The 20,734-nt window shown below is 37.3% G+C and carries 19 protein-coding genes and 2 pseudogenes; 11 read left to right on the top strand and 10 right to left on the bottom strand.

The features are described from left to right. Positions 1-3: 3 nt before the first annotated feature. The 3 genes from murJ to VB711_RS06185 form a co-directional block, all read right to left on the bottom strand. Positions 4-1,608, bottom strand: coding sequence for a murein biosynthesis integral membrane protein MurJ (murJ, locus tag VB711_RS06175; protein WP_323284907.1), 1,605 nt, complete (start codon positions 1,606-1,608; stop codon positions 4-6). A 20-nt stretch (positions 1,609-1,628) separates the two neighbouring features. Next, positions 1,629-2,135, bottom strand: a complete 507-nt coding sequence (locus tag VB711_RS06180; protein ID WP_323284908.1) for a pentapeptide repeat-containing protein — start codon at positions 2,133-2,135, stop codon at positions 1,629-1,631. Positions 2,136-2,436: 301 nt separating this feature from the next. Next, positions 2,437-4,014 carry an LCP family protein gene (locus tag VB711_RS06185; RefSeq protein WP_323284909.1) on the bottom strand — a complete coding sequence of 526 codons (1,578 nt, stop codon included), beginning with the start codon at positions 4,012-4,014 and terminating at the stop codon, positions 2,437-2,439. Between the two features lie 115 nt (positions 4,015-4,129). Between VB711_RS06185 and VB711_RS06190 the strand changes: the two genes are divergently transcribed. Continuing rightward, the gene (locus tag VB711_RS06190; RefSeq protein WP_323284910.1) at positions 4,130-5,194 is read left to right on the top strand and encodes a mannose-1-phosphate guanylyltransferase; all 1,065 of its coding nucleotides are present in this window, start codon (positions 4,130-4,132) and stop codon (positions 5,192-5,194) included. A gap of 145 nt (positions 5,195-5,339) precedes the next feature. Further along, positions 5,340-5,987: pseudogene (locus VB711_RS06195) on the top strand (AarF/ABC1/UbiB kinase family protein); the annotation flags it as partial. A 79-nt stretch (positions 5,988-6,066) separates the two neighbouring features. Here the strand turns inward: VB711_RS06195 and VB711_RS06200 are convergent. Together VB711_RS06200 and VB711_RS06205 are read right to left on the bottom strand one after the other, a co-directional pair. Then, entirely contained in the window at positions 6,067-6,411 is a 345-nt protein-coding gene (locus VB711_RS06200) for a DUF86 domain-containing protein (RefSeq protein WP_323284912.1), read from the bottom strand. Beyond that, on the bottom strand, positions 6,408-6,698 hold the full coding sequence (locus VB711_RS06205; RefSeq protein WP_323284913.1) for a nucleotidyltransferase family protein: 291 nt from the start codon (positions 6,696-6,698) through the stop codon (positions 6,408-6,410). Before VB711_RS06205 ends, VB711_RS06200 begins: the two co-directional genes overlap by 4 nt. 135 nt (positions 6,699-6,833) lie before the next feature. On the opposite strand from VB711_RS06205, the gene VB711_RS06210 reads away from it, so the two are divergent. Both VB711_RS06210 and VB711_RS06215 read left to right on the top strand, forming a co-directional pair. Further along, on the top strand, positions 6,834-7,814 hold the full coding sequence (locus VB711_RS06210) for an ATP-binding cassette domain-containing protein (RefSeq protein ID WP_323284914.1): 981 nt from the start codon (positions 6,834-6,836) through the stop codon (positions 7,812-7,814). Positions 7,815-8,551: 737 nt separating this feature from the next. After that, positions 8,552-9,340 carry an ABC transporter permease gene (locus VB711_RS06215; RefSeq protein WP_323285030.1) on the top strand — a complete coding sequence of 263 codons (789 nt, stop codon included), beginning with the start codon at positions 8,552-8,554 and terminating at the stop codon, positions 9,338-9,340. A gap of 19 nt (positions 9,341-9,359) precedes the next feature. On the opposite strand, the gene VB711_RS06220 is transcribed toward VB711_RS06215, so the two are convergent. After that, positions 9,360-9,623, bottom strand: coding sequence for a hypothetical protein (locus tag VB711_RS06220; RefSeq protein ID WP_323284915.1), 264 nt, complete (start codon positions 9,621-9,623; stop codon positions 9,360-9,362). A gap of 67 nt (positions 9,624-9,690) precedes the next feature. Then, a complete protein-coding gene (locus VB711_RS06225; RefSeq protein ID WP_323284916.1) occupies positions 9,691-10,926 on the bottom strand; it encodes a glycosyltransferase family 4 protein in 1,236 nt (411 codons plus the stop codon). Between the two features lie 117 nt (positions 10,927-11,043). Between VB711_RS06225 and hemB the strand changes: the two genes are divergently transcribed. From hemB to folE, 3 genes are all read left to right on the top strand, one after another. Beyond that, complete coding sequence (gene hemB / locus VB711_RS06230; protein ID WP_323284917.1) at positions 11,044-12,054, top strand: porphobilinogen synthase; 1,011 nt, start codon at positions 11,044-11,046, stop codon at positions 12,052-12,054. 218 nt (positions 12,055-12,272) lie between these two features. Next, a complete protein-coding gene (locus VB711_RS06235; RefSeq protein WP_323284918.1) occupies positions 12,273-13,289 on the top strand; it encodes a GTP-binding protein in 1,017 nt (338 codons plus the stop codon). Between the two features lie 200 nt (positions 13,290-13,489). Further along, entirely contained in the window at positions 13,490-14,140 is a 651-nt protein-coding gene (folE, locus tag VB711_RS06240) for a GTP cyclohydrolase I FolE (protein ID WP_323284919.1), read from the top strand. A 422-nt stretch (positions 14,141-14,562) separates the two neighbouring features. Here folE and VB711_RS06245 read toward each other — a convergent pair. Further along, a pseudogene (locus tag VB711_RS06245) lies at positions 14,563-14,772 on the bottom strand (glycosyl transferase family 1); the annotation flags it as partial. Positions 14,773-14,911: 139 nt separating this feature from the next. Between VB711_RS06245 and VB711_RS06250 the strand changes: the two are divergent. From VB711_RS06250 to VB711_RS06265, 4 genes are all read left to right on the top strand, one after another. After that, entirely contained in the window at positions 14,912-15,931 is a 1,020-nt protein-coding gene (locus VB711_RS06250) for an Npun_R2821/Npun_R2822 family protein (protein ID WP_323284921.1), read from the top strand. Between the two features lie 86 nt (positions 15,932-16,017). Continuing rightward, positions 16,018-16,827, top strand: coding sequence for a glycosyltransferase family 2 protein (locus tag VB711_RS06255; RefSeq protein WP_323284923.1), 810 nt, complete (start codon positions 16,018-16,020; stop codon positions 16,825-16,827). Positions 16,828-16,831: 4 nt separating this feature from the next. Then, positions 16,832-17,779 (top strand): glycosyltransferase family 2 protein, encoded by a 948-nt coding sequence (locus VB711_RS06260; protein WP_323284924.1) that lies wholly within the window; start codon positions 16,832-16,834, stop codon positions 17,777-17,779. A 43-nt stretch (positions 17,780-17,822) separates the two neighbouring features. Beyond that, the gene (locus VB711_RS06265; RefSeq protein WP_323284926.1) at positions 17,823-18,287 is read left to right on the top strand and encodes a GNAT family N-acetyltransferase; all 465 of its coding nucleotides are present in this window, start codon (positions 17,823-17,825) and stop codon (positions 18,285-18,287) included. Between the two features lie 27 nt (positions 18,288-18,314). Here VB711_RS06265 and VB711_RS06270 read toward each other — a convergent pair whose 3' ends face one another. Beyond that, positions 18,315-18,818, bottom strand: a complete 504-nt coding sequence (locus VB711_RS06270) for a GNAT family N-acetyltransferase (protein WP_323284927.1) — start codon at positions 18,816-18,818, stop codon at positions 18,315-18,317. Between the two features lie 207 nt (positions 18,819-19,025). Continuing rightward, entirely contained in the window at positions 19,026-20,195 is a 1,170-nt protein-coding gene (locus tag VB711_RS06275; protein ID WP_323284928.1) for an RpoD/SigA family RNA polymerase sigma factor, read from the bottom strand. Between the last annotated feature and the right edge of the window lie 539 nt (positions 20,196-20,734).

Genomic DNA, 20,734 nt, shown 5'->3' on the forward strand with positions numbered 1-20,734 from the left:
ACTTTAAATCCTAAAAAACTTTTGACGCATTTTCACCACAAAACTATCTACTTCTGGTATTTTCATTGAATGAGCGATCGCTGTAAATATCCCCATTCCCACTAAACCAGAAATACCCAATTCCACTAACAAAATTCCTAAACCTTGAGTACCTAAAACTTGCTGACAACCAACCAAAGTTCCGTAACTTGCAACCCCAGCCACAATGCTACCGACAGTTAAACCGAAAATTGGTACACTCCACTCACGCAAAGGTAAGCCGTTTAGTTTGCGATTTAGTAACCACAATAGCATTAAAATTGAACTACAATTTACCCCAACCGTAGCTAATACCAAGCCTGGTGCGCCAAATTGTTTAACTAAAATCCAATCTAAGAAGATGTTGAGAAAAATGTTAAATGTACTAATTTTAAAAGGTGTTTGTCCGTCACCTAACGCATAAAATACTCTAACTAAAACATCACGTCCTAAATACACAAACATCCCAATTCCATAGGCAATTAATAAAGAAGAAACTAATTCTGTCGCTTCTTGTTTAAATGCACCACGTTGATAAACTATCTGCACAATTGGTACAGATAACGCTACCATCATCGCCCCTAAAGGTAACATGGTAACGGCTGTGAGTAAAAGTCCTTGACGAATACGGGATTTTAATTCTGGCCAATTTTGCGGTTCGGCGAGTTTAGCAAATATTGGTAATAATGGTAGTAAGATAATATTAGAAATAATCCCCAAGGGTGTTTGTACTAATAAGTTAGCATAGTTGAAACCTGCTGCTGCACCGGGGATTGGACTGGCAAAATATAAATCGGTAGCGACATTAATCGGCATCATTCCTGATGAAATTGTCGCTGGAGTCATGATTTTAATTACTTCTTGGACACCAGGAGATTTAAAATCAAATCTGAGGCGTAATGTACCTAAACCTAATTTCCATTGGACAATTAATTGTACTGCCCATTGCAAAACTGCCCCTGCTAATGTTCCCCAAGCTAATACTATGCCACCGATTAAAGCGTATTCTGGCTTAATGATATCTTTGCCATATTGCACAGTTAAAATTGCAATACCGCCAATTACGGTAATACTAGATAATAAAGGACTAATGGAGAGTAACCAATATTGATTTGCGGCATTTAGTGTACCAAAACCAATACCAATTAACCCGGCAAATAAGGCCATGGGTGCCATTATTCGTAGTTGTTGAATGGCAATTTCTCTAGTATTTGCTTCTAACCCATAGCCAACTAGATCAATAATTGGTTCTGCTAAAAAAACCTGTGCAACTGTCACCAACAACAACAAACTACCGACGATGGTTGTGACGGTTTCTACCAAAGGTGCGGCTTCTGATTTTTGGCGTTTAGCTAAAACGCTGACAACTGCACTATGCAGAGGACCATTGACACCACCAAGCAAGATTAACAGAAAACCGGGAATAATATAAGCGTAACTGTAGGCTGTAGCTGCTGCACCAACACCAAAAGCCGCTGCGATCGCTTGTTGTCTAATTAAACCAAATACTTTACTAATTAATGTGGCTGCGGCTACAATGCCAGCAATTCCAGCGAAGGAACGAGGGGGTTTTTGTTCTGGTTGTGTCACAAATACTAATTATGATTAATTTATCGACATCCCAAACTATCACGAGTAGCAACACCCGTCACAGGATTTACACCATCTGCCCTTTGACATAATAACGATACTTGATAGCGATCGATCAAAGCGTCGGTAAAATCAGCCCCGGTGATATCAGCATCATAAAAACGGCTACGGGTCAATGTTGCTTCTGTGAAAATGGCATTTTTTAGATTAGCACCATCCAAGGTAACTCGATCAACTAATGCACCTGTTAAATTAGCAGCTTCTAGATTTGCTTTTAATAAAACACCCTTAGTTAAAATTGCATTAGTTAAATTTGTCCCTTGAAAATTTGTTCCCCGCATTTCTGCTGCAACGAAAGTTCCACCTGTCAAATCAAGATGAGAAAAATCACGATTTTCTAAACTGGTATTACTATAGTTAATAGTATTGACTTGAGCAAAGGCGGGTTTAGGATTAATAATTACCCATAACCAAGCCAAAATTAAAATCAAAATTAAACTAAAAATTCGCACCCAAATCTTTTTCATAATTTATAACTCAGCTTAACATTAAAGCGGCAGGGGGGTGGTTAGTTGAAAAGGGCGGTTAGAAAGGGCGGTTAGAAAGGGCGGTTAGAAAGGGCGGTTAGAAACCGCGTCTACACAGGCAAAACCCACCTCCGTGGGTTTCAAATCCTGTTTTTTCTTAGTCCACGCAGGTGGACTTTGTTTGTATAGCCGCGATTTATAATCGCCGGGGCTTAAAATTGAAATGGCGGTTAGAAACCGCATCTACACAGGCAAAACCCACCTCCGTGGGTTTAATTTCCTGTTCCCTGTTCCCTGTTCCCTATTTCCAATCTTTACCAATACGAATTGTGATTTCAGATCCTAAATCTCCATTAGCTGAAACCTCAATTTGTCCTAAACCTAATTCATTTTGCATATCAATTCCTAATTCTCTCCTGCCTGTTTGAACAATGATCTGAGTTTGGCGTTGGGTATCAGGCCAATCAGACACCGCATAAACATTAGTGAAACCTTTTTGTTTGAGATAAGCAATAACTTTGTCAGTTAATTGAGGTTGATTGGAAGCATTTTGAATAGCAATTCTAAGACGAGAAACTGGTTTATCTTCTGATTTTAGGGTGGGAATATTTACCCCAACATAATCATTCAATAAACTTTGTTGTCCTGTCAAATTTAACCAGTAACTATTAGGATCTTGGCTAAATTTACTAAAAACTCCAGGAAGCATCGACATTTGAAAATTATCCCGTTCTACATTCAGGGAAAAATTCGCCAATGCCATCATTTCTTCCATTTTCAGGTTAGTGTCAAAGTATTTTCGCATAATGCGAGTTAATTGAGGCAACCTGGGTAAAGCTGTGGGACTGTTCATCTTTTGCAACAAAGCTGCTATCATTGCCTGTTGTCGTTGCACTCTGGGTAAATCGCCTAAACCTTCTTCACGGAAACGAGTAAATTGTTCTGCTTGTTCACCATTAAGGGTTTGCCAACCGCTAACTAAATTCATCGACAATCCACCAGCTTGATCTTGATAATTCATTGCTGTGGGTACAAATACATCTACTCCACCCAATTGATCAACTAATTGCTGAAAGCCACTGGTAGAAATGCGAATATAGCGATCGATGGGGGCATTGTTTAACGTGCGACTAACTACCCGTGCTGCTAGAACTGGACCCCCCTTAGCATTGGCTTCAGATACTTTGGTTAATCCCTGTTCTGGGATGGAAATCATTGTACCTCTGGGGATAGAAAGCACTCGAATAGATTTATCACTAGGATTAAGCCGTACCAATAACATAGTATCACTGTTGCCGGCAAAACTTTCTGGTGAACCATCCACTGTACCCTTAATTGGTTCAACTCCCATGATTAAAATATTCATGGGTCGGGATAGTTTATACTGGGAAAGCTTACTACTTAAATCACCAGGTATTTTGACCTGATTTTTTGCACCAAATCCCAAATCGTCTTCATTGGCTTGATCTAGATTACTCCATAGAGGAGTCCACAGTGCCAATGTTGACACCATTAAGCCGGATAAAATTACCCCTAAAACAACAGTTAATATCCACAGTAGCCATTGTGGTATAGTTAAACCTAAGCGACTGTAGAGTTCGTGGGGAATTGACCCAACTGACTGAATCGCCTGACGAGAAGTATTTGCTGGGTGTTTGGCTGTGACTTTTTGATCTGAGACTAGATTTTCTGCCCTTTGTGATTGTTGCAGTCTAGCTTCTGGATCTGAGACTGGTGTTGTTAAAGGTGCAACCTGATTTTCTACCCATTGTAATTGTTGGGTTGTTTCTGGTGGGCTATGCCTACGCACCTCTTGATCTAATACTGGTACTTGCTGAGGTGTAACCTGATTTTCTGACCATTGAATTTGTTTAATCACAATTCTCTCCCCACTCAACCACTTCTTAAAGGTATGTTAGTGCAAGATACAAATCTTGCCAGAGTAAGAGCTACCTGTAAACTTGTATTGTTCCTCTGTAAGTGTGTATGACAACATGAATAACTCATGGTATCCCGTAATTCTCGCTGGTGGTAAAGGTGAGCGTTTTTGGCCCCTCAGTCGCCAAGATCGACCTAAACAATTTTTAAGTCTCGATGGTAGCGCTAGAAGCCTACTACAAGCAACCACCGATAGGTTAATAAAACTCGTAGGTGGTTGGGATGATTTGTGGGTAATAACTTCTAGTGCGATCGCTCAAGGAATAACACAACAATTGCCTGATCTGCCACAGTCAAATTTATTGATCGAGTTAGAGGGTAGAGACACTGCTGCTGCTGTGGCTTGGGCTAGTTTAGAAATTCAAAAGCGTTATGGAGAAGACGCTATTATTGGCTTTTTTCCGGCTGATCACTGGATTGCTAATCAAGAGGCGTTTGCCCATACTTTAGATGCAGCAATTCAATTAGCTACTGATCAAGCAGCTATTGTCACTTTGGGGATCAAGCCAACTTTTCCATCAACTGGTTACGGTTACATTGAACAAGGTGAGAAAATTGGTAGCTTTAATGACTTGCCAGCTTATCATGTCAATCGCTTTACTGAAAAGCCTAGCCGTGAAACAGCCGAAACTTTCTTATCGACGGGACAGTTTAGCTGGAATAGTGGTATGTTCGTCTTCCGGGCTGGAGTGGTTCTAAAAGAACTGCGTACCCATGCTCCAGAAATTATCGAACCTTTAGAACAACAAGGCCCTGGTATTTATCCTCTGTTGCCTAAAAAAAGTATAGATTACGCGCTCATGGAAAAAACCAGTCTAGCATACGTTTTACCGGTAGAGTTTGGTTGGGATGATTTAGGCGACTGGAATGCAATTGAGCGGTTACTTAAAACCCAAGATAACCCTAATGTAGAACTTGCTACTCATGTATGTTTAGATACTCAAGGAGCAATTGTTTATGCCTCAAATCCAGAGGAGGTAATTGTGACTATTGGTTTAGAGGATGTGGTGATTGTGCGCGATCGCCATGTCACCCTGGTAGTTAAAAAAGACCGCACCCAGGAAATTAAGCAGATTGTCAAAACTTTACAAAGCGATCCCCGATTTACTGACCTAATGTAAAAGTTAAAACCCTTGGTAGAGGCTCAAATGTGCTGTTTTCAATTATAACTGTATTATTAATTATATTCTGTGACAGTTAATTCCATCAACAGTTTTGAGCCTCTATTTTGAAAAAAAGTAAAAGGGAACTCTTAACAGTCAACTAACAGCACAACCAGTAATTTTAGCTCGGTTAGAAAATGACTATGACCGGATGTTGAGAAAATATTATAATGTGAGTCTAGCTGATATTAATTTCAGTCAGGTATTTTATGAAATTTTACAAGTTGCTCGGAATAATAAAATCCGTTTACCTAGTAATATGGGTTTATATACTAAAACCTTAGCAAATTTAGAAGGAGTGGCGCGTACTTTTAATCCAGAGATAAATTTATTTGATGAAATTAAGCCATTAATTAGTGATTTAATTCGTCGTCAATTGTTGGGAGAGAATCCAGTGCGATGCCTTCGGCGAGCGGAGCTATCGCTCTTACGCACAGCCCTAGATATCAAAAGTCTATCTTTACAATCTCCTCGCCAAATTGAGCTTTTATTAGATCGTGTAACTTCAGAGACTTTACAATGGAATTTATCATTACAAGGATTAGATGGTGTACGCCGCACAATGGACGATGCAGCCAATCGTCTCTCTTTTAATATTCTAGTAGGTTCACTGATTATGGGAGCAGCTATTATTACAACTAATGCCCAGACATCCCAGTTATCATTTTTGAGTAGCGTTCTCTTTGCTGCTGCGAGTTTATTGGGTTTATGGTTAATTATTAGTATATTGCGATCGGGGCGTTTAAGATAAATTGTTATAGTAGGAAATAAAGTTGAAAATCTTTTTCATAAAGCTTTTTCTTAAACATTCAATCTGAAGAAAAGAAACTTCAAGTTTCATTTTCTAGTTCCTGCAAAATTGCTAAAAGTTTTTCCTTGAGATTGGGTAAGTTTAGCTCAACTACATTCCACACTTCAACTAAGTCTATTCCCATATAATCATGAATTAATACATCCCGAAAACCTGCAATTCGTCGCCAAGGAATTTCTGAATAATTCTGTCTTAATTCCATAGAAAGCAGCTTAACTGCTTCTCCAATGACTTCAAAAGAACGAATTACTCCATCCTGAATCAAAAGTGATTGAAAAAACTCTTCTTTTCCATCTTTAGTGTAAGCTTCAATTCGCTGAATGCGTTCTAGAATATCCTTTATGAACACAAGATCATCTGTCACAATGAAATCGCCTCACCCAAAATTCTATCACGCCAATTATCCCGTAATCCCTTAATAGTAACTACGTCTACTTTCCTCTCTAAAAAATCTTCTAAGTCTTGAATGAGTGCTATCCGATCTAAAAGACTTCTCCCTGATTCCATTTCCACTAAAAAATCTATATCACTATCAGCATTTGCTTCACCTCGTACCACTGATCCAAATATGCGTATATTTGATGCGCCATGTTCAGCAGCAATTTGTAAAATTTTTTCTCGCTTTTGTTTGAGTAATTCCCAGATACTCATTGTTAATTCCTCCAGATTCTTTGAGATTTATTAATTTACTTTTATAGTTTAAGTTTTCCACAACACCATAATTCTATTATAATAAAAGTATAAATTGCGGTTTTAATGATTTAATTTTTTTATCCTTTAAATTTTATGCCGATTATCATCGCTGAAAACCTGAGTAAATATTATCCAGTAGCAATTAAAGAACCGGGTATTGCTGGGACAATTAACCACTTTTTTAATCGCAAATATCGACCAATTAAAGCTGTTGAAAATGTTTCCTTTGAAATTGCACCTGGTGAAGTTGTAGGTTTCTTGGGTCCAAATGGTGCAGGTAAAACCACTACTTTAAAAATGCTCACAGGATTAATTCATCCTTCTAGTGGAATGGTTAAGGTTGCGGGATCTGTTCCCTTTAATCGTCAGGAAGCATTTTTACATAAAATCACTTTAGTAATGGGACAAAAACAGCAGTTAATTTGGGATTTACCGGCAATGGATTCTCTGAAAATTAACGCCGCAGTTTACAACATTTCTGATCAAGAATTTCATCGTCGTGTGGGAGAGTTAACAGAGATGTTGGGTTTAGAAAATAAGCTGACTCAACCAGTAAGAAAGTTGTCTTTGGGTGAACGAATGAAGGCTGAATTGTTAGCAGCGCTTTTACACCGTCCGCAGGTTTTGTTTTTAGATGAACCAACTTTAGGATTAGATGTAAATGCTCAGGTGGCTGTGCGCGATTTTTTACGGGAATATAATCAACTTTATCAAGCGACAATTTTATTAACGAGTCATTACATGGCAGATATTACTGCTTTGTGTGAACGTGTATTATTAATTTATCAAGGAAAGTTAATGTATGATGGTGGTTTAGATCAACTTTTAGAACGTTTTGCTCCCTATCGAGAAATTTATGTTGAGTTAGCTGAACCTTTAACTAGAGAAAAGTTGATGAGTTATGGTGATTTGCAAAGTTTAGAAGGTCGTGCGGTGCGGTTTATTGTCGAAAGGGAAGCACTGACTCGAACGGTGTCCCAAATTTTAGCCGATTTGGAGGTTCTTGATTTAACGGTAACTGAACCACCTGTGGAAGAGGTTATTGGTAGGGTTTTTCAAGCTGGTTTTGTTTAACCCAAGATTGCTGATTTTTTTTAATGTGAAAAAATATCCTTTATAGTTCAAATGTACCTAGACAAGGATAAAGAATCGTTATAATATTTACTCATGAGTTTGATTTTTGGCAGGGAAAAGCTTGGTCAAAAACCTCCCGCCAAATGCCCAGAACCTTGATAATTAAATACTTTCAGCGTTTCATAAGTTTCAATTGGTGGTTCACTCGATGTCTGAAATAAGGTTTTAATTGAGTCCCGCCAAAACTGTCTTTAGATTCCCCTCCTATACTATGTTTCAGACGGCGGAGTTTCAACCCAATAATTCCCCGCAAGGGTATTGAAACATTTTATTTCCCATAAATTAAGTAGGAAGAAACCGGTTTCGACCCAATAATTCCCCGCAAGGGGATTGAAACGTTACCGAATCCTTCCACCCATCATTCTCAAAAACCATGTTTCGACCCAATAATTCCCCGCAAGGGGATTGAAACTTAGCAGTAGTAGCGAACTCCCTAGCAGTTTCAATCTCTGTGTTTCGACCCAATAATTCCCCGCAAGGGGATTGAAACTTTTCACCCAAATAATATTTCCAATTTTCTTCGGCAAGTTTCGACCCAATAATTCCCCGCAAGGGGATTAAAATATCTAGTACAATTCTTTCTAATAAACCGCAAAGACGCGAAGAACGCGAAGGAAGAAGGGGGAAGATGGATTTTCTAAAGGGGACTATAATTAATAATATACAAGGTGAAAAATATTAAACAGATGATTAAAAAAGCTTTGACTTTGCTATCAGTTTATTATGCTTATATGGTCGAGTATCGGTCAGAATTAATATTGTGGGTTTTGTCTGGTTCATTACCAATTATCCTCATGGGAGTATGGATTCAAGCAGCACAAGGGGGACAATTTGGGTTCGCACCTATGGATTTTGCTCGTTACTTTTTTGCTGTATTTTTAGTCAGACAAATGACCGTAGTGTGGGTAATTTATGAGTTTGAAAAAGAAGTAGTCGAAGGGAAACTTTCACCGCGATTATTACAACCATTAGATCCTGGATGGCATCATTTAGCTAATCATGTTGGTGAACGATTTGCTAGAATGCCTTTTGTGATTATGTTAATAATATTATTCTTTGTCCTTTATCCCCAGGCTTTATGGTTACCAAGTTTAACTAATTTGATTTTATTCTCTTTAGCCGCAATTCTCGCTTTTATTTTACGGTTCGCAATTCAGTATACCTTTGCTATGTTCGCATTTTGGACAGAAAGAGCGATCGCTATTGAAAATTTTTGGTTTCTATTCTATTTATTCCTATCTGGAATGATAGCACCTTTAGACGTTTTCCCGGAAAATGTACGAAACATAGTCTTATTCACACCTTTTCCCTACATGATTGATTTTCCAGCAAGAATTTTGGTAGGTTTACCTGTAGATTTAACCAGAGGCTTTTTATCAATTGTCGGCTGGATTGTGGTATGTTATGCTCTGAATAGATTTCTCTGGCGTGCAGGATTAAAGAGATATTCAGGAATGGGTGCGTAAGAAATTTAAAATTACAATGTTAAATTACATAATCTTCAAGGTTATTAATATTTTGAAGAATATCCTGCAATTTATTCAAACTATTTACAGTCAAAATGTATTTTTGAATATCCCTCAACTGAGTTAAATCAAAAATTTCAGAAATTTCAGACATCAACTGTAAACCATCATTCCCAAATTTGACATCTAAAGCTAATTCAATTCCTAATAGCCTTTCTTTTCTCTGTCCTTCTTCTCTACCTTTTTGCAAAATTTCTTGATAAAAAAATGATTTTTCTAACACTTGTTTACTCCATTTAACTATTTATTGATATAAATGTGGTAAATTATAACTCATTTTTCAACCTTATTCAATAATTCTGACCAAGACAGATTTGTTGATAATTTTCACCAGCAATCTCCCAAGTAAACTCAGTTTCTACCATCTGTCTACCATGATGAGAGAGTTGAAATCGTAGTTCTGGCTGGTCAAATAGTTGACAAATTGCGGTAATATATTCTGATGGTTGGTTGGCTCTAAGGGCGCGAAGTGGGGTTATTTGAGTGTCTACAGCTAGTCCTTCTAAAGCGCGATCGCTCCCTACTATCGGTACACCACAGGCCATGGCCTCTAGGGTTTTATTTTTAATCCCGAATCCTGTCCGCATGGGGATCACGCAAACTGTCGCTTTGTGCAGATATGTAGCCATTTCCGGTACACGTCCAGTTACATTAATTCCCGGTTTTTGTTGCAATGCTAAAACTTCTGGTGTAGGATGAGAACCGACTATTTCAAAAGTTGTATCAGGATAAATTTCTTGAATTGCTGGTAAAATTTCACTGCTAAAAAAGCAGACTGCATCAATGTTAGGAAGGTTATCCATCGCACCAATAAAAATTATTCTGTGTCCTCCAGGATCGCTAGAACGCAAGGGAAAGGTGGTTAAATCCACACCATTGGGAATAACTGCTATTTTCGCTTTTGGGTTAAATTGTTGCAGTTGTTGTTGATCTTCCTGGGTTGTGACCACAATATCTGAAAACTTGGCACAATATTTTTTTTCATACTGATATAATAACGGCAAATTTAAGCGATCGCGCCATTTCTTTTCTGCTGTACCTGTCATCAACTGATTTCGACAAGTACCATAAACCGAACTATGAACATTAACTATAGTTTTGATCTGTGTCTGAAAATGACTCTGAACATAAATTTCATTCACACTATGTTCACAGGTAATAACATCACATTTACCAGCTTCTACAAACTCGTTAATCCATTGCTGCATTTCTGGGGAATATTGAGATAATACACTTGGGGGCGTTCCCTGACGCAAAAACCTTTGAAAACGCTGGATTTTTTGCCAAAAACCCGTATTATTGGCTGAATTGACCGGACGATCAAAGACTACGAGATGATTGACATAATTGCGTAATTCGGATATCTCTGAATCAGTGACAGAGCGATCGCGCAAAGTTACCAGAGTAATATGATGATATTGACTCAAATATTTAAGTAAATTAAACGTCCTCACTTGCGTCCCTCCCCTGCTTGGTGGATAGGGAAAGGTGGAAGATAGCATGAGGATATTGAGAAAATTTGCCATCTGGAAATCAAACTCCGTCAAATATTGATCTCATCCCCCATCATAAAGCGATCGCACCTTGGTAGAAAATAAACCTGATCAGCCTTATAATAATGATTATCATTTTTATAAAGTCCCATGTCACCTATAAATCCAACTGCTGATCAACCGCTAAAACCCTTCCAACGTCCCCGTCGTCTACGTCGGACTGCAACATTGCGGAAGATGGTACGGGAAACGATTTTAACTGTAGATGACCTGATCTATCCGATGTTTGTCACCGAAGGAGAAGGACAAAAAGTAGAAATTGCGTCCATGCCTGGATGTTATCGTTTTTCGCTAGATTTACTCCTCAGAGAAATTGCGGAAGTGTCACAATTGGGAATCAATGCGATCGCAATTTTCCCCGTCATCCCAGAAGATCAAAAAGACGACACAGGTACAGAAAGCTACAACCCAGAAGGCTTAGTACAAGAAACCGTCAAAGCCATTAAAAAAGCCGTTCCCGAAATCACCGTTATTACCGATGTAGCCCTTGATCCCTTCACCACCCATGGACATGATGGTTTAGTAGATGAAAACGGGATTATTTTGAATGACCCCACCGTAGAAGTATTAGTCAAAATGGCACTTTCCCAAGCGGAAGCCGGTGCTGATTTTGTTGCCCCTTCTGACATGATGGATGGTAGAATCGGGGCAATTCGTAAAGCCTTAGATACCCAAGGTTATATCAATGTTGGTATTTTAGCATACTCCGCCAAATACGCTTCAGCCTATTATGGACCATTCCGCGATGCCTTAGATTCAGCCCCCAAATTTGGCGACAAAAAAACCTATCAAATGGATGCTGCTAATAGCAAAGAAGCTTTAAAAGAAGTCGAATTAGATATTGCTGAAGGTGCAGATATCGTCATGGTTAAACCTGCCCTAGCTTATCTTGATATTATTCATCAAGTCAAAATCAATACTAACTTACCAGTTGCAGCATACAACGTTAGCGGTGAGTACGCAATGATTAAAGCCGCAGCCCAGATGGGTTGGATTGATGAGAAAAAGGTAATTTTAGAAACTTTAACCAGTATCAAACGGGCTGGTGCTGATTTAATTTTAACTTACTTTGCCAAGGAAGTAGCTTTGATGTTGATGTAACTCAAGTCATAGGTGATTGAGTAATCAATTTTATTTTTCCCAATCACCAAAAAAAGGAGGATCTGCGGGTGTCATATCCTACACGAAAAAGTTTTAAAACAACCTCTAAGCACTGCAAAACATTTTTCCCAAAATAAACTCCAAAATCATTAACATTTAGATATTTGTGTGTTATCCTGATAACGATTCTCATTCTGGTTTGATTACGATATTTCAAGATGAAAACTCTAACCGTACCAACATCAAACGTAAATATTGATATTCCCAAACAAGGAATGCCTGTTACTATCATTACCGGATTTTTAGGTAGTGGCAAAACCACACTTTTAAATCAAATTTTGCAAAATAAACAAGATTTAAAAGTTGCTGTCCTCGTTAATGAATTTGGTGATATTAATATTGATAGCCAATTGCTAGTTTCTGTAGACCAAGATATGTTAGAACTCAGCAATGGTTGTATATGTTGCACCATTAATGACGGTTTAGTTGATGCAGTGTATAGAGTTTTAGAACGAGAAGAACGGATAGATTATTTAGTCATAGAAACCACCGGAGTCGCTGATCCTTTACCAATTATCTTAACTTTTTTAGGGACAGAACTGAGAGATTTAACAAACTTAGATTCCATACTCACAGTAGTAGATGCAGAGACATTTGATCAAGAACATTTTCAGAGTCAAGCAGCTTTACAACAGATTACCTATGGAGATATTATTCTTCTGAATAAGACCGATCTTGTTAACCAACGAAAACTGGAAGAAGTAGAAAATTTCATCCGTGATGTGAAACAGGGAGCGAGAATTTTACATACTCAATATGGCCAAGTTGCTTTACCATTAATTTTAGATGTAGCTTTAACACCAAAAGATAAGTACATTTCTAAAAATGTAGAAGATACTCACAATCATGACCACCATCATCATCACCACGAACATCACTCTCATCATTTAGAAAATGATGGTTTTATCTCAATCTCTTTTCAATCAGATAGACCATTTGATGTGAATAAATTTGAGAACTTTCTCATAGAAGAAATGCCACAAAATATATTTCGAGCTAAAGGTATTTTATGGTTTAGTGATAGTGAATTACGCCATATCTTTCAACTAAGTGGACCCCGCTACAACTTACAGGCCGATGAATGGATTAGCTTACCTAAAAATCAGATAGTTTTTATTGGTAGAAAATTAGATGCTAGTGAAATTCATACAAAACTTAACAAATGTTTGCTATGATCAAGAAGTGTGAAATAATCGCCAAATTTAGTTAATAGTTACCAGAACATAATCCAATATTTGTCAGTTAAGCTAAAAACATTAAATCAGGTAGGTTGGGTTGACGTTAGGAAACCCAACATTTACAGGCTTTTGTTGGGTTGCGCTGTCGCTTAACCGATAGGTATTGGAACATAATCTATCTTCATCAAACAAAGAAAATGACTTTATCGATTCGTCCCGATCTAAATTCTGCTGCTCAAGTTGTCTCATCTTTATCTACTCAGCAACAACCAACGGTAACAGAAGCAGAAATGATGCACGCTGTCAGAACTTTGCTGATTGGACTAGGAGAAAATCCTGATAGAGAAGGGTTAAAAGACACTCCTAAAAGAGTTGTCAAAGCCTTGCAATTTCTGACTAAGGGATATCATGAATCATTGGATGAACTGCTAAATGGAGCAGTTTTTACAGAAGATGCTAATGAAATGGTATTAATCCGGGATATTGATATTTTCAGTTCCTGTGAACATCATATTTTGCCAGTTATTGGCCGCGCTCATGTAGCATATATTCCTAATGGCAAAGTTATTGGTTTATCAAAAATTGCCCGCATTTGTGAAATGTATGCAAGACGTTTACAAGTGCAAGAACGTCTGACTTTACAAATTGCTGATGCACTGCAAGGTTTACTAAAACCCAAAGGGGTTGCAGTAGTGTTGGAAGCGACTCATATGTGTATGGTAATGCGCGGTGTCCAAAAACCCGGTTCTTGGACTGTTACCAGTGCCATGCGTGGTGTATTTTCAGAAGATGCACGCACCCGTGAGGAGTTTATGAATTTGATCCGACACAATCCTAATTTTCACTAAAAATACCCAACTCGCACATTGATAGGACTTACGCAAAATTAACGTATTTTGGTCATTGCGAGGCTGACTTAGCAATCTAAAACTCTTGCGTAAGTCCTGATTAGACATCTCCAGAAAGGAATGTAGAGACGTTCCATGGGTAGGGATTCTCGTCTCTACAAGGGTTCTAAAAAACGCATATTTAATTTTCACCAGATGTCTATTGATCAGGTGCGTCAGACTACACAACCCTAGTAAATAAACAGATTTTTGATATCTGACGCACCCTACAGACTACTTGCGTAAGTCCTGATTAATTAGGTGCGTCATACTACATAGCCCTGGTAAATAAACAGATTTTTGATATCTGACGCACCCTACAGACTACAGACTTGGGGGTGTTCCCGGAAGCGAAAACCTGTATTATTGACTGAATTAACCAGACGAGCAAAGACTATGAGATGATTGACATAATTGCATAGTTCGGATATTTGTAAATCAGTGACAGAGCGATCGCGCAAAGTTACCAAAATGATATTATGATGTTGACTCAGATATTTGAGTAAATTAAACGTCCTCACTTGCGTCCCTCCCCTGCTTGGTGGATAGGGAAAGGTGGAAGATAGCATTAAGATATTAAGAAAATCTGCCATCTGGAAATTAAACTCCGTCAAACAATGATATAAATTTTACTGTAGCCAAAAAATTTTTAATCTTCCGTTATGATAGCATTAGGTTAACTTAGATACTCAAATAAATTTAAACTCTCCTTGAAATTAAGGAATTATTAACATGAAATCTTTTGGAATTTATACCCTGGCTAATGATGTTGTTTATGATCAATTAGTAGCTTTACTCAATAGCATCGAAGTTAATGTTAGTACAGATATTCCTGTTTGTATAATTCCCTATGACAATCGCTTAGAAAAAGTTAAGCAGGAAATAATCACTAGAAAAAATGTTACTCTATTTGAAAATAAAAGTGCCATTAAAACTTGGGACAATTTTGTAAATCAGTTTTGGGAGGCTCATTCGAGGGCTAGAGATTCAAAACTATCTCGTCCTGCTTGGTATCAAGGCTTTGTTCATAGAAAATTTGCTGCTTTCGACGGAGAATTTGATAAATTTGTCTTTTTTGATGCCGATAGTCTAGCAATGAAACCCCTAGATGATATATTTGAAAAACTCGATGAGTACGATTTAGTTTTTAATGATTGGGAACATAAAAAGCCCCGAGAATTAACAGAACTAGATTTGTCAATAATTGAAGAAATAACTGGACTAACAGAAGATGAAATTCGTCCTAAATTGCACTGTGATAGTTTCTTTGGCTCAAAAAAATCTTTATTCAGTGCTAACCAATTAGAGGAGTTTAAAAAACGAGCTATCGAGCGAGGAGAAGTAGAATGGGTTCGCAGCAAATCTTGGTGGTCTAGTTCTGGTTTATTCAGTTACATGACCTTCCCAGGAAACCTGAAAATATTTAACTTTACTAGGAGTAATAAAGGACAAGAACGAACTGGAAATTGTGCCGATGCAGATCCTTTCGTAAATATTAATAATGTTCTTTATAATGAAGAAGGATTAAAACCAATTCATCGAATTCACTACATGAATTATTCTTCTAGCGACTTTGCTAAACTATGCTTAGGACGAGATGCAAATATTCGTTATAAACATGAATTTTTGCATTATCGTTTTCTAAAAGAGCCAGATAAAAAACCACAACAACTCCAACCACCTAATCTGCTCACAAAAACAAATGAATTTCTAGACAAAATTGTAAAAAAAGTCAAACTAAAATTTATGTAGAGTTGTAGGAATTAGGAGAATTCTTAAAAATATCGTACTAATAACTTCTGTTGAGAATATACAAGTATTAAAAAGGAGATAACTAAATGCTAGTTTTCGTAGTACCCCTCAAAAGTCCAGGTATTAGCAAATCATGGGAACGTGTATCTAAATTATTTGAAAGAAGTGTAAAATCAATTTGCAACCAAACTTCAAATAACTTTAGAGCTATAGTTGTTTGTAGTGAAAAACCAAAAATAGAATTTAACCATCCTAATATCATATACATTGAAAAGGATTTTGGTGTACCCATTCCAGATTGGAAAAATAAGAATTTAGATAGAACCCGTAAACTGATTACAGGATTAGATTATGCTAAACAGATCAAACCATCACATATTATGTGTGTTGATGCTGATGATTGTGTAAGTAAATATCTAGCAGAATTTGTTGATCGTCATTATCAAGCAAATGGATGGTTAATAAAAAAAGGTTATATCTATGCTGAGGGAAGTAAACTAATTCGCATTATGAGAAAAGGTTTTGATAGATATTGTGGAACTAGCAATATTATCAGATATGACTTATATGATGTGCCAGAAATTATAGATGATATCACAATGGATGAATATACAGAATGCTTATTTAATCATTATCGTCATCGGGAGATTGGAGATACTCTAGCTAAGAAAGGACATATTTTAGAACCTCTACCTTTTGCAGGTGCTATTTATAATACCCGTCATCAAGACAATCAGTTTTACGGTGTTGAAGATCAAAATAGACCGATTAATTTGAAAATCAGACTTTTAAAATTTAAGGCTTTATTTGATGCTAGATGGGTAAATAAGTCCATCCGTGATGAATTTAAATTATATAATATAAATGATGATGTTAATTATTTATTAAGTATATAATCTAGTGGTTAAAATCAGTATATGTATTCCTACTTTTAATCGCTTCCAACTACTACCTGAAGCCATTGAAAGTGTACTAAAGCAATCTGAGGAAGATTTTGAACTAATTGTTTGTGATGACGGTTCTAGTGATGGTACGGCTGAATTAATGGCAAACTACACAGATACACGAATTAAATATATTCGTCATCCACAAAATATTGGTAAAAGTAATAATATGCGTTCTGGGTTTGATGCAGCTAGTGGGGATTATTTTATTAAGTTTGATGACGACGATCGCTTGTTGCCTGATTTTTTATCACAGACTGCGGCTATACTAGATCAAGACCATAGTATTGATTTTGTGGGTACAGACCATTGGATTATTGATATTAATAATCACCGTGATCTAGAAAAGACTAAAGAAAATTCTCGACGTTGGGGAAGAGAAAATTTATCAGCAGGTGTAGTAAATAACTTATTAGAAGTTGTTTTTGTTCAGCAAAGTTTTCAAATTGGTGCAACATTATTTCGTCGTCAAACTTTGCAAGAATTAGGCTTTATGAGAGCTAATTGGCAAAATTGTGAGGATAATGATTTATTTGTGCGCTTGGCTTTAGCTGGTAAAAGAGGTTATTATTTGCCAGAATTATTAATGGAGTATCGGGTTCATGCAGAACAACAGGGGATAGATCGAGCTATACCTTATTTATATGGTAAAATAGAATATTTAGAAACTTATAAATTTGATTCAGACAAGTTAGAAGAAATTAGAAAACGTCGTTTAGCAGAATCAAAACTATTGTTGGGTTTACGGTTAATTGAAAAGGGAGAAACCGCAGAGGGGAGAAAATTGGTTTTAGCTGGTAAGTCTTTTTCTGCTGCGAAAGCTTGGACTGGTTTAGCTTTATCTATATTACCAAAAATATGGCGATCGCACTTCTTTAAGGCATTACGACAAGTACGGCATTAAATGGAAATATTTATACTTTACCTTACCCCCTGAGACAACATAAATGATGAATCAGTTGTTAATTCGTACTGCTGAACTGAATGATTTAGAAGTTTTGGTTGAGTTCAATCGTGCATTAGCAGATGAAACCGAAGGAAGAAAACTACTAATAGATGTAGTAACTGCGGGTGTGGAGACACTTCTTAAAAATCCGAATTTAGGATTTTATCTTTTAGCAGAAAAAAATGATCAAGTCGTCGGTTCTCTGATGATTACCACTGAATGGAGTGATTGGCGTAATGGTTTATACTGGTGGATACAAAGTGTCTATATCCGTCCAGAATTTCGTCGTCAAGGAATTTATCGTAGTCTCTATGAGTTTGTAAAACAGAAGGCTGAAAGTGAGCAAAATCAATTAAAAGTATGCGGATTTAGACTTTACGTTGAACAGGAAAATACTGTCGCTCAAAAAACTTACAAAGCTCTAGGAATGAAGGAAAGTTACTATCATATTTATGAGGAATTGTAACAGGGAAATTAAGAGGTTCTTTTAGTTTTATTTTATGCAATTCACCGTAGCTAATTTAATTAAGTTTTCTTCGTTTACACGACAAAGCCGACGATCTTCTACTATATATGCTCCCATACTACGATAAAATTCTTGGGCTGAAATATTCCAGTCTAAAACGTTCCACTCTAAGCGTCCACAATCATTTTCTAGAGCAGTTTGAGCTATTTTAATTAAAAGTGCCTTACCAATACCTTGATAACGATTTGCTGGTAAAACAAAGATATCTTCTAAAAAGATTCCTGGCTTGGTTAGATAAGTTGAATAATTGTAGAAATATAAAGCAAAGCCCACAGCTTTACCTTCAAATTCTGCTATTATTGCTTCTATGTATTTTCTTGAACCAAATAAATGTTCATGCAATAATTCAACATTACCTGTAACAGTGTGGCTTAATTTTTCATATTCTGCCAATCCTTGAATTAATTTAAATAGTGTTTGAGAATCACTGGGTTCGGCAAAACGAATAATTAAGTTAGTGTTAGAAGTCATTAGTTTGTATTTTTTGGTATACAGTCAGTAAATCGCAGGTTCACCGTCTTTGATTGTATTGCATCTGACCGATAACCGCTAGATCAAAGTTAGCTGTTTTTAACTAACCGCAGAGGACGCAGAAGACGCAGAGAGAATAAAAAAAATCCTCTTTTGAGGTGATGATCCCCGTTACACGGCGAACGGGGAGTAATATTGATTAATGATTTAGATTAACCATCCTTTTAAACGCTTGGCTATGTGGGGACGACGTAATTTTCGCATAGCTTTACTTTGAATTTGACGTACTCGTTCACGGGAAAGGTTGAACATATTCCCGACTTCTTCTAAGGTGCAAGGTTCGCTGGTTGTTAGTCCGTAACGGAGGGAAATTACATCTTTTTCCCTTGGGGTGAGTACGTCACCTAAAACTTCCCAAATCTCTTGACGCATCATGTTTTCGTTCATTTTTGCTTCTGGAGATTGGTTGTCTTCGTCCTCTAGCAAATCCATTAGTTCTGTGTCTTCTTCTTTACCGACACGATGATTGAGAGAAAGTGCTTGACGACGAAGTTGTTGCAGTTGGCGTAGTTGCTGGACAGTTATTTCCAATGCTTCGGCCATTTCTGCTTCCGAGGGGTTGCGAGCGAGTTTTTGCTTGAGTTCTCGTTGGGCTTTTTTGAGTTTATTAAGTTTTTCAACAATATGGATCGGTAAACGGATGGTTCTGGCATCATTAGCGATCGCTCTCGTTATAGCCTGTCTAATCCACCAATAAGCATAGGTTGAGAACTTATATCCTTTATCTGGATCAAACTTCTCTGTCGCACGATTTAAGCCCATTGCTCCTTCCTGAATCAAATCCAGAAAAGGTACTCCCCGATTTAAATATCGCTTCGCTATGGATACCACTAATCTCAGGTTAGAGCGAATCATTTTCCGTTTCGCTACCCGACCTTGATACAATCGACTTTCTAGCTGCTTCTCTGTCATTTCTAGCCGGGACGCAACTTGAGCTTTGCTAGTTATCTGTCCCAGTTCTGTGTTTAAGGACTCCTGCAAATCCTTAACTTCTTCGAGAAACCTTACTCGTCTAGCTAACTCTACCTCTTCATCTGGCTTGAGTAGAGGATAACGAGCCATTTCCTTAAAAAATGCGCCAACAGCATCGTCATGTTCGGTTTTATTATATCCCGAAGGCCGTGCCGCCGCCATGTCATCCCCGTCCCGTTCCTCTGACTCCAAATTTTCGACAACAGAGGAGTCTTCAAATATTACTGGGTCTAAACTATCAATTGACGGTTCTTCTTGCTCCGCAGCATTATCCAGTATTTCCATTGTTCCCAATTCAGCAATATTCATAGTTTCCTTTAGGGATTGTTGCTTTGTTTGGTACATAATTTAGTGATAGCTGCTCCTTTGAGGCTTAGTAGATTACCCAAACCATACACTTGTAAAGGTAGTCAAATACGGTCTTTCCATATTTCCTGCTCAGGAATGAATACCTGTATCTGTCTGTCATTACTTGGTTACATCAATATATAACCTATAATGAATAATGTTATTTGTACCCAAAAACTATCTTCTCAGACTACCAGTAGACATATTTATAATCTTTTTCTGAATTAGCAAATATGTCAAACCCCCCTCAAACATTCTCAACCTTAACAAATATAAAAGTCGCAGGCAAATAACCTTATATCTTAAATTTTTATGTACTTTCCTGAATTTTATACAAGTTTAAGGGATGGGAATGATTGAATAAATCAACATTATGTTACGACAGTTAAGCATCCCTGAAAAAAGCCTTACTAAATGATACAAATTACGAGAATGATAGCTGAAAATCCGGATATTCTTGACTGTGTAAAGCATCCCATATACAAAAAGTCTTGAATATCTATCAATAGGTGGAAAATCCATAGTCCTGATTTAGT

The sequence above is a fragment of the Cronbergia sp. UHCC 0137 genome (assembly GCF_034932285.1).
Lineage (GTDB): Bacteria > Cyanobacteriota > Cyanobacteriia > Cyanobacteriales > Nostocaceae > Cronbergia.